Source organism: Bacteroides stercorirosoris (genome assembly GCF_900142015.1).
GTDB classification, from domain to species: domain Bacteria; phylum Bacteroidota; class Bacteroidia; order Bacteroidales; family Bacteroidaceae; genus Bacteroides; species Bacteroides stercorirosoris.
On record NZ_FQZN01000001.1, the window covers coordinates 1 to 14,583 of the forward strand.

At 45.6% G+C, this 14,583-nt stretch carries 4 protein-coding genes; all 4 read left to right on the forward strand.

Annotation, left to right across the window (positions count from 1 at the left end):
• The first annotated feature begins 571 nt into the window (after positions 1-571).
• Positions 572-3,775: a leucine-rich repeat protein gene (locus BUC01_RS00010; RefSeq protein WP_073312336.1), complete on the forward strand. Its 3,204-nt coding sequence runs from the start codon at positions 572-574 to the stop codon at positions 3,773-3,775.
• Between the two features lie 13 nt (positions 3,776-3,788).
• The gene (locus tag BUC01_RS00015; protein ID WP_073312344.1) at positions 3,789-10,157 is read left to right on the forward strand and encodes an InlB B-repeat-containing protein; all 6,369 of its coding nucleotides are present in this window, start codon (positions 3,789-3,791) and stop codon (positions 10,155-10,157) included.
• A gap of 751 nt (positions 10,158-10,908) precedes the next feature.
• The gene (locus BUC01_RS00020; protein ID WP_025831856.1) at positions 10,909-11,436 is read left to right on the forward strand and encodes an NUDIX hydrolase; all 528 of its coding nucleotides are present in this window, start codon (positions 10,909-10,911) and stop codon (positions 11,434-11,436) included.
• 92 nt (positions 11,437-11,528) lie between these two features.
• Positions 11,529-14,570 carry a tetratricopeptide repeat protein gene (locus tag BUC01_RS00025; RefSeq protein ID WP_025831858.1) on the forward strand — a complete coding sequence of 1,014 codons (3,042 nt, stop codon included), beginning with the start codon at positions 11,529-11,531 and terminating at the stop codon, positions 14,568-14,570.
• Positions 14,571-14,583 lie beyond the last annotated feature (13 nt).

The window sequence follows — 14,583 nt, forward strand, 5'->3', positions numbered from 1 at the left end:
TGAAAGTCTCATCATACGGCTTACGACTAAGTTTTGGCATATTGTTTCTTCTTTGATGCCTACAAATAGGTGTCAACCTATATCAGTGTAAGACAGCAATACAGATACAACGCTATATTACTTTTAATCAAGCACTACAATGCAAAGAAGCAAGGCCTTCATACATTTAGAACCGCCTCTCCAAATCTCCTTGACAACTAAGCGCCTCAAATTTCGGAAATCGTTTTTAAGGCAATATATGATAGGTGAGAAATTAAAAGAAACTTCATTGAAATACGGTTGTCCTGCAACCCAACAGAAACTTTTTCCGAAAATATAAATAAAAGATAAGTTGCCAAAATAGAGGATAAACATAGAAAAGCCGAAACTAAATGGAAATATAAGATATTTCAGAACAGTAATTCAATACTTTAGCTCCCAAAATACCTGCTCACAGAATTTGTTTTTTTAAGTATATTTTATAATATTTGTAGTCAAATCATTCAAAATCGAAAGCAAGAGCAACAGACCTGAATGATTCATTAATAAGTATATACAACATTTTACTTCAACATCATAAATTAAATGGCTTATGAAAAAAATTACTACTCTATTAACGGCCATTATCGGAATGGCACTCATGAACCAAGTATCAGCAACCCATATCACAGTAGAAGTCCCTACTGCCGGGCAACTGAGCTTTTTAGTACAAGATGCGAACTGTGACAGTATCACCATTTCGGGAAATCTGAATGGAAATGATTTTAGATTCATCCAGAACAATATGCCCAACTTAATATACCTGAACATAGCAAAAACAATCGTACCGGACAATAAAATTCCAAGTTCGGGGCTTCAGAGCAAAACAACTTTACAGCAGGTCATTCTTCCGGATAACGTAGAAACCATAGGAGAATATGCTTTCGACCGATGTTCGAATCTGAGAGAGGTCACTTTTCCAAAAGCATTGACAACAATACTAACACAGGCATTTTCAGAATGTGCCCTTTCGGGAGAGTTGAAGTTGCCAACCATAACGACCCATATAGGTGAGTTAGCATTCGATTATAACCGGATAACCCAAGCCATCTTACCAGACAGTTTAAAAACAATCGACTCCGAAGCATTCAGAGGATGCCAGTTGTTGCAGGAAGTCGTATTCCCGGAAAAACTGACCGCCATCGGCCAATACGCCTTTTACGACTGTATCCGTCTGCATACCGCTACGTTAAAAAGCAAAACCCCTCCGGAAATATTCAACCAGACATTCAACTATACGAAGACATTTTATGTGCCGGAAGGTAGCGGAGATGTTTACTCAAAAAGCCCCAATTGGTCAAATTTAATAGTAATCAATGGGAATACTCCGAAAAAAGTAACTGTAACCTTGACCGCAGCCGGAACTTTAGGAGAAGAAATCCTGAAACAGGTGGATTATGTAACCGATGTAAACGAATTAGTAATAAACGGCCCGCTAAATGACGACGACTTTTATCAGATCAGACAACAAACCACCCATTTGATTTCTATCGACATGACGGGAGCCACCATAGAAACATTACCCGAGAGTTTCTTCTACGAGAGAGCCGCATTACTTGACATAAAACTCCCTGCTACTCTAAAAAGTATCGGAAGATATGCTTTTTACCGATGCTACGGACTGACCCAAATAACTATACCAGAAGGGGTAACGAGTATTAAAGATCATTCCTTTGAGCAATGCCTCTCGCTGAAAGGAATTAAATTGCCGACAAGTCTGACGGAAATCCAGGAGTATGCTTTCCTGGAGTGTAAAAGTCTGGAAAGTATTGAATTTCCCGCTAATGTAGCCAATATCTCCCCCGGAACTTTTTACAATTGCACCGCGCTGCAACAAGTAAAATTCCCGGCCAATCTGAATAACATCTCAAACAATTCGTTTTATCAATGCACGGCATTGGAGAAAGCAAATCTCCCCGAAGGGCTAACAAAAATAGAACATTATGCTTTTTATCAATGCAGTGGATTAAAAGAAGTATCTTTTCCCTCAACTCTGACAACATTAGAAGATCAATCCTTTCGGCGCTGCACTAGTCTGACAGAAATCACTCTGCCCGCCTCACTGACTTATTGTTACCGTCCATTTTACGAATGCCACAACATCAAGAAAGTCACCTGCCTGGCCTCCGTCCCTCCGACACTACAGGACAACTATGATATTCTCTACAATGTAGATAAATCCGGTGTAGAGCTTTCAGTCCCTTTCTGGTCCGTGAACAGCTACAAACTGGCTCCGGGTTGGGATGCTTTTCCCACAATCAGTCCTTTGGACTATGAAACAGACATCATCAATGTGCCCGGCGAACTGGTTATAGCGGCAGACATCCGCTTCAAAAACAACCCGACTGTATCCGTATTTGACAACGGCCAACTGACCGTCAGAGGCACTGATGCACTCTCCATGAAGAAGTACACACAAAGCCACACACTTAGTGGATATGACGACAATAATTGGTCCTATCGCAATCCCGTTTATACGAACTTGCTCAGCGAATCCGGAGCCATGCGTGCCGACAGTGTCATCTACAAGCTGAATCTGAAAAGAGAGTACTGGCAGTTCATCACACTTCCTTTCGATGTGAACAGGGCAGATATGCAAGTGGACAACGACGCCCTCTTTGTCATCCGTTACTACGACGGTGAAGCACGAGCCAACGGCGAAACCGGCAACTGGAAAGACGTACCCGCCGACGGAACGTTGCAAGCCGGAACCGGCTATATCATCCAAGCCAACAAACAGACCCAACTCACCCTGAAAGCCATCAACAATGACAACAAGAACCGACTCTTCTCCGGCAATGCCTTAAAACGGACACTGGATGAATACGCCTCCGAGTTTGCCCACAATGCCAGTTGGAACTTCATAGGCAACCCCTATCCATGTTTCTATGACATTTACTACATGGACTACACCTCTCCTATTACGATATGGGACACCCGCAACCGGACTTACACCGCCGTCTCCACCGAAGATGACAACTACATACTCAGCCCGATGCAGGCATTCTTCATTCAGAAGCCGGTGGAAATGAAAGAAATCAGTTTCTCCGCCGAAGGCCGCCAACTGAATGCCACTGTACGCCAACGCACCACGACCCGTTCCGCCGTTTCACCGGACCGTACCGTCTTCAATTTCACTTTGGACGATGGCACCTACACCGACCGCACCCGCGTAGTTATCAATCCCGAAGCAAGTATGGATTATGAAATGTCCCGCGACGCCGCCAAATTCATGAGCGATGACAAAGACGTGCCACAACTCTTCACACTGGACGCTACTGGTAGATATTACGCCATCAACGAACGACCGTTGGGCAACGGAACTGTCTCCGCAGGCATTTATGCAGGAAAAGCCGGCACATATACCCTGAGCCTGGCAGACGCCACGGTTACAGCAGACGAAGTGACCTTAACGGATAAGCAGACAGGAAGCCAAACGCGTCTTGACCTCTACAGCTACACCTTTACGGCAGAAGCCGGCTTCTGCACCGACCGCTTCGAACTGCGTCTGACCACCCGTACCATCACCGGAATGGAAGAGGAGCGCCAAGATGCGGATGCCACCCAAGTGACAGCGGGAATCGGGCAAATCGTCATATCCGCCCAGGCTGGAAGCGAAGCGATGGTCTGCAATGTTGCCGGGCAAGTTATTGACCGCCGGACACTGACGCAATCAACAACTACCCTTGCCGTGGCCCCCGGATTCTACATCGTAACCATCGGCAAAGAGACATTCAAGATTATGGTAACCAAATAAAAACAGAACATCCATGAAATATATACTCAGCCTATTCATTGCTCTCTGGAGCATCGCGGCGTGGGGACAAGAAGGAGGGGATGGGTTTAACCCCTCCAACCCCGGCGAACCGGGCCAGAGATACAATCTGACGGTCAACGTCACCCCCGACGGAGCAGGCAGCACCTCGCCTTCGGGGAAGCAGCAATACGCTTTGGGAGAATCTGTTTACCTCAGCGCCAATGCCAACAACTATTACCAGTTTGTCGGTTGGGTGCAGGACGGAGATACGATCTCCCGCAACCGCTCTTTCAATTATACCATGCCGGCAAAGAATACGGCCATAACCGCCGTGTTCAAAGCTACCGACAGCTTCAACCCCGACAATCCCGACGATCCGTCGCAGGAAGTCATCAAATATAAACTGATGCTGACGGCCTCTCCGCCCGAAGGGGGAAGTTTCAATATCACTTCAGGAGAACGCTTCAGTGAAGGAGCTTCGATTTCAGTCTATGCCTACCCGAGCAGCAACTATCAGTTTGAAGGGTGGAAACAGGGAGATAAATTACTGTCTACGGAAGGAATATATTCGTTCGTAATGGGGAAAGAAGACGTTTCCATCACCGGTTTATTCCACTTCAATCCGGCAAACCCGGGAAATCCGGGAGCCAATCACTGGGATGCGGAAACAGGCGAACTGATTATTGACGACTTCACTCCGGGAAGCATCATGAATGCCGTAGACCAGGTAACCGGCGGTTCAAACAACTATGGCAAAGTTTCGATGGCCATTGTCAGCGGTCAGATGAATAGCCAGGACTTCGGTATCGTAGACAGGTTGAACAATTGTACATTGATTGACCTAAGCCGGACAGGCGGATATACGGAAATTCCCCCATATGCATTCGACAATACTAATTTATCAACGGCCATCCTACCTGCCTGTACGGAAAAAATAGGTTACCATGCTTTCGGAAATTGCAAAAACCTGACAGACATCAGTTGTTACGCCATCACTCCGCCGATAGCGGATGAACGTGCCTTCGAAGGAATTGCCGAAAATGCCGTCATCCGTGTTCTGTCCTCTTCCATTCCACTCTATGCAGAAGCTGCGGTTTGGAAAGACTTTACCATTCTGCCGCTGACTGAAGATGTCAGAACGTTGGAAGTAAACCTCCCCGCCGGAAGTGGGAGCACTTACAAGAACATGACTATAGAATTACAAAACTTGCAGAACGGACAGAAACAGCGCTACGTTGTATCCGACCGCGTCACTTACACTTTCAACGGGCTACTGAAAAACTGCACTTATAATGTTTATCTGAAAACTCCTGCAGATGTAGTGTTGGGACAAATAGAGAAGATTGAAATAAAAGAGGAGAACCAGTCCGTTACTTTCAGTTCACTGCTAACCCTGCTCGACGTGAATCTGAAGGTGCAGACGCCGGATGGAACAGACGTTACCGATCAGGTACAAGTCACATGGCTGGATGATAAACAGGCATATTTATCACAAGGCAGTTCGCTGAAAGCGCAAACAGCAGGGACGAAGTTGAGCTACCGAATCGTATTGAATCAAGATTTAGGGATGCAATACGCAACGCCGGAGAATCAAGCTTATAGTGTAAAAGAAGAAGGAAACCAACTGGTTTACACTCTAACTCCCATCGAAAAGCTGACTGTTTCGGGACTTGTCAAAAATACCAATGGTGACGCATTACCGGGAGCTGTTATCTCCATCTCCCAAAAGTTAAACGGCAAGTACTCAAAATCTTTTATAGCACAAACCGATACCCAAGGGAAGTTCGGACTGGAAGTCTTTAATGATGAAAGCACGATTTCGGTTTCTGCCACTGACTATATCAGCCAGACACTGACGAAAGCAAACTTCAACGCGGGGACGGATTTGGGAACGGTTGAACTAAAAGCCATATCCGGCACAACAATCAACCTGAGCCTCACTTACACCCCCAGCGTAGCAACTGGCGAGGAAGCCAGAACAGAGAATTGGTATTCCGATTATGCCAATATAGCTTATACTATATATAATGAGACACAAGAAAAAGAAATCACTAATTTCTCAGTACAATATCCTTCCATTGTGCTTTTGGAAGAAGTAGCAGCGGGTGACCGGCTCCGCATCACCGTTAGCAGTAAAAACGAAGCTTTCCGTTCCGTAACAGCCACCGCAACAGTGGACGAGAATGCAGAGAAAGCAAACGTTCTGCTCAACATTATAGCATTGGGCGGTATTAACGCTTCCTATACCGATACTGACAATACCGATATAGTAGGTATCCTCTACGACAGTAAAGGAGAATTACTGAAGAAATATGCTTACTCCAATCAATGCCTTTCCATCAGCAATCTCTCTGACGGGGAATATACCCTGGTCAGTATGGTCAACAGCGCTTTCTTTAATTCTATTTTGAAGATATCCCAATTGGCCGCATCCGGACTGACGGAAGGAACAGATTATGTACAAAACACCGTAACCGTAAAAAGCGGCATTCTCTCTTCCATTACTAACAGCCATATTCCAATGCTGGATGAAAGTAAGCTTTATTACACGGGAGATAACACGTCATTTACTGCCAACAAAGCCTCCATCGTAGCCGGCAATTATCTGACGTTGAAAGGGAAAATTGATTTTAAAGAAGAGTACGCCGCCTCGGTCAGTAACGTGCAACTGATAGTTGACCTACCTGAGGCGTCTTTATATGTGGAAAACTCAGCCATGGCAGGCAGCAACATAGCGAGTTATACTTTGGACAATAATCGACTGACAATTCCATTACACAACTATACCGAATTGGTTCGTTTCTGTGTAATCCCAACCGCCTCCGGTGAGTATATCCCCAATGCTTTTGTACAGTTTACGCTGAACGGGAAAGAATTATTGCAACCTATTGGAGCCGCCACCTGTACAATAAAGGACTTGTCCATCTCCATACCATCAACTGTAGCTAAGAAAACTTTTTCAATCAATGGCACAGCTATTGGAAAATCAGAAGTCGAGATTTACGATAACGGCATATTAATAGGCCAAACAACCTCATTAGCTAATGGACTATGGTTCACCACATGCGAACTTTATAACGCAAAGAATCTATCCTCGCACGATATATACGCTAAGATTAGAACCAAAGACGGAGCAGAGTTACAAACAGAAACTTGTCCTGTGCTCTATAATGAGAACGCAATAGAGGTATCTAAAGTAACGATGATTAATATTGCTCACGGAGCATCTTCGCTGGATCTATTAGAATATGTGACGACTTTTGATTTCATCAATCCGATAACCTCTGCCCAAACATATTGGTATTGGCCTAATTATCCGGATTTTACCTTCAAGATTGATTTCACCAATAATAGTCCGGAAATAATAACAAATGTTGCACTTCATGTGAAAACCTTTTCCAATAATATTGTCCGCATACCCGCAAGCTATAATCAGACTAAGGATATTTGGGTTGCAACTCATCCATTCCAGTCAGAAGCATTGCCTGTGAACCTGAGCGTAACCTACGATTACATCGATTATAGCATGTGCGACTCATTGGCTTACATCAACACGTTAGAAAAGAATATAGGGATTCCTGTAATAGAAGATTATGACGATACAGACAACATATTTACCTACTCTATGAAGTCAAAATCTAGCGACATCGCCCTTAAATGCTTTTTTATTAAAACGGATATAAAGAATAAAGAGGCAATAACAAAGAAAATAGCAAATTCAACATTCAAATTATGCATAGAAAAAGATCCGTTCAAGTATTATGTGAATGATACAGATGCTTATCAGATAACAAGAGAAACAAGCGACAGTCTGTTCGTTTATGCATATTTCGGCTATGATGATGTCCAATCATACAAGGATTATGTGGCTCTATTCGGAAAGAATATAAATACCACAACAAGGATAGCCGGCTTTGACCCCGGAAGTGATCGGATTGCTCCCTCAACGGACCGATTAAACCAATGGCGTGATCATATCATTCAAGGGGCTATAGACGAAGCTAACAGAAAATTGAAATGTGCAGATGATATCACAAATATAAATCTGCACTCAGATATCATGCATTTAAGGCAATGCGTAGGTTTCTCTTTAGGTAGTTTCTTAGCATATTCGGCAAATCTCATCAGTTCATCAAGCGGACGTCCTGAGAATGTCATTGATGCAGGAAATACCCTTTGGGGTGCCGCCGACGCTGCAAGTAGTTTTGGAGATGGAATGCAGGATTTAACAAGGGCAGGACATGCCTACCTGCAACGGATTCATGATGCCCCCGATTGTCCTGATGACAACGGTGGAAAAGGAAGCGATTCCGGAGAATCAGGCAATCCAAATCCTAATTACGTAATGGATCCATCCGGCTATGTTTACGAAGCCGTTGCCAGCAACCGCCTGCAAGGCGTAACCGCCACTTGTTACTACAAAGAAATGGTGGAAGACATGTACGGCGACCTGCACGAGAATATTGTACTTTGGGATGCTGCCGAGTATGCTCAGGAGAATCCACTATTCACAGACGAAAACGGCATGTATGCCTGGGATGTCCCCCAAGGTCTCTGGCAAGTGAAATTTGAAAAAGAAGGTTACCAGACCACTCACAGCGAGTGGCTCCCCGTTCCTCCCCCACAACTGGAAGTGAACATCGGCATGGTGCAAACGATACAGCCCAACGTAACAGCCGTGCGTGGTTATGAGACAGGCATAGAAATTGATTTCAGCAAGTACATGTTGCCCGAAACCATGACTCCCGAACTCATTACCATTACTCGCAACGGAGAGGCCATAACCGGAGAAGTGACATTCAAAAATGCCGAAGCAAATCCGCAAAACAAGGACGAACAATACGTCTCCAAAGTGCGCTTTGTACCTGCCGAGGCTCTGGCTACCACCGACAAAGTGATACTGACCGTCAGCAAACGGGTGAAAAGTTATGCCGGCATACAGATGGAAAGTGATTACAGCCAAGAGATAGCCATTGAAAAAGAACCCAAGGCAGTGGTCGCTTCCGAGATTGAAGTTGTCTATAATGAGACGGCGGAAATAACAGTAACCGTAGAACCCGCAGAAACCTCAACAGGCAAGAAAGTGACCGCAATTTCCGTTTCCTCCACCATTGCTGCCATAGAACCGGCAGAAGCCACATTGGACGAAGAGGGCAAAGCCACCTTCACCATATCGGGCGAACTTCCGGGACAAACCATAATACAGTTTGTCGTCGAAGGTATGGATATGAAGCCGGAGGTGAAAGTGAGCGTTGTGGAAGCCGGAGAAAAAGAAATCACCCGCAACTACACCCTCTCTATGGGTTGGAACTGGTTCTCCGTCAATGTACAAGACCGGAATCTGAATGACCTGTCCGCTCTGCTGTCCCCCATTCAGGAATCCGCCCTCGTCCTGAAAGGAGCGAACGGGGAACTGGCGAACAACGGTGAAAACGGATGGGAAGGTTCACTGAGCAGTCTGAGCGCCACACAGGCTTATAAAATAAAGATGAAGAAAGACGCCACACTTGAACTAAAGGGAAAGGTTGCCGCCCCGGTAAGCAGCACCATCACTTTAGGACAAGGCTGGAACTGGATAGGTTATGTGCCTGCCGTCACCTTACCGTTGGAACAGGCCCTGCAAAACCTGCAAGCCGAAGAAAACGACATCATCAAAGCGTTGGACAGCTTTGCCGTATACGATGGTATCACCTGGAGAGGAAGTCTTACGCACTTAGTGCCCGGTGAAGGCTATATGTACTATTCCAAATCCGTAAAGTCTTTCAATTATGTTACAACCGATACAGACTCCGAAGTATCTTCTTCCTCACCACAGTGGGATTACGATGTCCATCAGTCCGAAGACAATATGATTGTCGTGGCAGAGCTTCATAACGGGGATCAGAAAGCCGAAGCGGGAAGATTCCTCGTCGGAGCCTTTGTAGATGGAGAGTGCAGAGGAATAGCCGTTGAGAAAGATGGTCACCTGTTTATCACTGCCCACGGAGAACAAGCTGATGGCAAACTGACGCTCCGTGCTTTCGATACCGCCGAACAACAAGAGTACAACATCAAAGAGGAAATAGAATGGAGCAGTACCCTGACCGGCACTTTAGATTCCCCCGCCAACCTGCACATAGGCGAGTTGACCGGAATCACTCCTGTATCGGAAAGCCTGTTGATCTATCCAAGTCCGGTCCGCGACCGCCTGTATATCCGAGGGGATATCGGCAACATCGAAGAGGTGCGTATCTCCAATGCTGCGGGGCAGACCTTGATTCTGGAAAAGCGGGTACTCCCCAATGAAGGAATAGCCGTATCTTCTTTGAACAAAGGCATTTATTTCATTACGGTGAAAACCGGGAATGACGTTATACAGCAAAAGTTCATGAAGATAGATTAAGCTTTATTTCGTTCATAATCCTAAAGCCTCCTTTCGATAAATGATTTGAAGGGAGGCTTTTGATTATTATCAAAACACATTCCTAAAACAGCTCTTAACTAACATCATCCCACATTACCATTTTGACAAATTGCATTTCTAATCGACCGAGAATCGGCTATTTCCACCCGAACCCCTTGAGGATAAAAGCAAACGAATAAAAATGAGCAAACGACATTCTATTAGACCATTATCTAAATACTTACATTTCTTTTAGAATGAAATATACCCTGAAAAGTATACAGATTAGTCCTAAGCATGACACAAATAAGTGTTTTACTAGTAAGTAGTAACCCTTTTATCGATAAGTAGTAACCATACCACCTATAAGTAGTAACCTTTTCACCCGTAAGTAGTAACCCTTTTCTGCATAAACAGCTTTCAAACATGCAATAGTATGCAAAAATAGCACATATCTATCCCCTACTTATGCACCGAACATTCCAGAATGAAGATTTATAAATTAACGCATGATAGAGAAAATGACGATATGCCATCACTTCGAAGCGACAAAGAGGCTATTTACTATCAATTAAACAAACTGCAAATTCATAGAGTTATCGAATATACTCGATAAAATACGCATGTTTTTATCGAGTATATTCGATAACTATTCGTATATTTGCTTGTTACCAATTACAAAAAGAGAAATAAACCAAATTAACGATCAAGTTAGCAAGATAGAAGATTCAAACCCAATATTCAATCATTTATGGAACATCCCCTATCCCAATTCAAATACTGCCCCAAGTGTGGCTCCGTACATTTTGACATAAACAACGAAAAGTCCAAACGCTGCGCCGACTGCGGATTTGTCTATTACTTCAACCCGTCTGCCGCCACCGTAGCATTGATTATGAACGAACGGAACGAACTGCTGGTATGCCGCCGTGCCAAAGACCCCGCCAAAGGAACACTGGACCTGCCCGGTGGTTTCATCGATATGGCGGAAACCGGAGAAGAAGGAGTAACACGCGAAGTAAAGGAAGAAACAGGAATGGAAGTGACAAAGGCGAAATATCTCTTTTCCTTACCTAATATATATGTGTATTCCGGTTTTACCGTACACACACTGGATCTGTTTTTCCGTTGCTCAGTCGCCGACACCCTGCATTACAAAGCCATGGATGACGCGGCAGATGTTTTTTTCCTGCCACTAAAAGACATACATACAGAAGATTTCGGATTGGGGTCTATCCGGAAAGGATTAGAAATATTCCTGAAAGAAAGGGGCGAATAATCATTCACCGGACATCCCTATATCCTAAAAAAGCCAAACAGGTGTAACAAATTCGACTTAAAACCCGTACTTTTGTAAAAACGCGTTGTATCATGAAGAATAAACTCTCCCGAATACTATGCACAGCCCTCTGCTGTGCACCTTTGCTCGCAACGGCACAGACCAGCGAGAAAATCACTTCCCCCCAACGGCTTTATCAGGAAGGGCAATCACTGTTCCAACAAAAAGCGTATGCCGCAGCCATCCCGCCGCTGCAAGCATTCATACGCCAAACAGACGCAGAAGGGAAACCGCTGCCTGCCGCAGGCGAACGGATGGAAGCGGAATATATGCTGGTGTGCGCCGCCTATGAATTGAAAGACGGCAAAAGTATAGACAAGTTACAGTCCTATCTGGACGAATATCCCGATACTCCTTACGCCAACCGCATTTATGCACTCATGGCCTCCGTATATTTTTTCGAAGAAAACTATGACGCAGCCATGGCTATGTTCAATGCTGCCCGCCTCGACCTGTTGGGAAATGAGGAGCGCGACGACATGACATACCGCCTCGCCACCTGCTACTTAAAGACAGGTAATGTGAAGGAAGCCGCCATATGGTTTGAAACCCTCCGCAGCACCAGTAAGAAATATGCCGCTGACTGTACCTACTATATTTCCTATATCCGCTATACACAACAACGCTATGACGATGCACTGACCGGGTTCCTGTCCTTGCAGGACAACGGGAAGTACAAAGAATTAGTCCCTTACTACATCGCCGAAATCTATCTGATTAAAAAGAATTACGACAAGGCGGAAATCGTGGCACAGAACTTTCTGTCAGCCTATCCCGACGGTCATTCTTACAGAGCTACGGCAGAGATGAACCGCATACTCGGCACGGCAGAGTACCACTTCGGAAAATACCATGAGGCCATGAAGTCTTTTGAAACATATCTGGAACATAATGGCGAACCCACCCCCAGAAGAGACGCCCTTTACATGCTGGGACTTTCGTACTACAATTGCGGAGTGTTCTCCAAAGCAGCCAACACCCTCGGCGAAGTAACCGCCGAAAACGATGCTCTCTCGCAGAACGCTTATCTTCACATGGGTTTGTCCTATCTGCAAATGTCGGACAAGAACAAAGCGCGTATGGCATTCGAGCAGGCCGCTGCATCCAATGCCGATATGCAAATCAAAGAGCAGGCCGCCTACAATTATGCCCTTTGCATTCACGAAACTTCCTATTCCGCCTTTGGTGAATCCGTTACCGTTTTCGAAAAGTTCCTCAACGAATTCCCAAGTTCGCAATATGTGGATAAAGTAAGCAGCTATCTGGTAGAGGTATATATGAACACCCGCAGTTACGAAGCTGCCCTGAAATCTATCGAACGCATCGCCCATCCAAGTGCCGCCATTCTCGAAGCAAAACAGAAGATCCTGTTCCACCTTGGTACACAGTCTTTCGCAAATGCGCAATTCCAGGAAGCTATCGGCTACTTCAACCAGTCAGTCGCCCTAGGACAATACAACCTGCAAACCAAAGCTGACGCCATCTACTGGCGGGGTGAATCTTATTACCGCCTGAACCGGATGCAGGAAGCCGCCGCCAATTTCAGCGAATACCTGAACCTCACTCCGGACAGAAATACGGAAACTTATGCGCTGGCATACTATAACCTGGCATATATCGCTTTCCATGAGAAAGATTATACCCTCGCCCAAAACCGTTTCCTGAAATTCACGCAACTGGAAAAAGGAGAAAATCCCACCGCACTTGCCGACGCTTACAACCGCATAGGCGACTGCCACTTGCACGTGCGCCGCTTCGATGAAGCCAAACAATACTACACCAAAGCAGAAAGCATGGGAACCCCTGCAGGAGATTATTCCTTCTACCAGTTGGCTTTGGTTGCTGGTCTTCAGAAGGATTACGACGGAAAAGTGGCCTTACTCAACCGTCTGGCAGGCAAATACCCGACTTCACCTTATGCCGTGAATGCCCTTTACGAAAAAGGACGTTCGTATGTGCAGACCAACAACAGCCGCCAGGCGATAGCAACATTTAAAGAGTTGCTGGAGAAATATCCGGAAAGTCCGGTCAGCCGCAAAGCTGCCGCCGAAATCGGTTTGCTCTACTATCAGAATGACGAGTACGACCGTGCAATAGACGCTTATAAACATGTCGTAACCCAATATCCGGGCAGTGAAGAAGCCCGCCTCGCCATGCGCGACCTGAAATCTATTTATGTAGACGCCAACCGCGTGGATGAATTCGCCTCTCTGGCAGCCAAGATGCCGGGTGAAATTCGCTTCGACGCCAGCGAGCAAGACTCTCTGACGTATATCGCCGCCGAAAAAGTATATATGAAGGGAGACATCGCACCTGCCCAATCAAGTTTCGCACGTTATCTACAAAGTTTCCCCAACGGTGCTTTCAGCCTGAACGCACATTATTACCTCTGCATCATCGGCAAAGAGCAGAAAGACGAAGCAGCTGTACTGGAACATGCCGGCAAACTTTTGGAATATCCCGACAATCCTTACTCGCAGGAAGCGCTCATCGCCCGTGCGGAAATCCTGTTCAACCGCAAGCAATACGACCAGGCTCTTGCTGACTACAAACAGTTGAAAGCCAAAGCAACAACCGCCGAACGCCGCCAACTTGCAGCAACAGGTATGCTGCGCAGTGCCGCCTTGATGCAGGATGAGATAGAAACAATCGCTGCCGCCACAGACTTGCTTGCCGAAGCCAAACTGCCCCCGGAGCTCCGCAACGAAGCCCTTTATTTCCGTGGAAAAGCCTACCTGAACCAACGTGCCGACAAAAAAGCGATGAACGACCTTCAGACATTGGCGAAAGATACCCGTACTCTTTATGGGGCTGAAGCTAAATACCTGGTTGCCCAACAACTGTATAACGCGAAAGACTATGCCGCCGCCGAAAAGGAAATACTCAATTTCATCGAGCAGAGTACGCCGCACGCCTACTGGCTGGCACGCAGCTTCATCCTCCTGTCTGATGTGTATGTAGCGATGGATAAGAAACTGGATGCCCGCCAATATCTATTGAGCCTGCAACAGAATTATCATGCTGATGATGACATCGAACAGATGATTAATGAAAGACTGGAAAAACTGAAGTGAGAAAAGTAGGTTA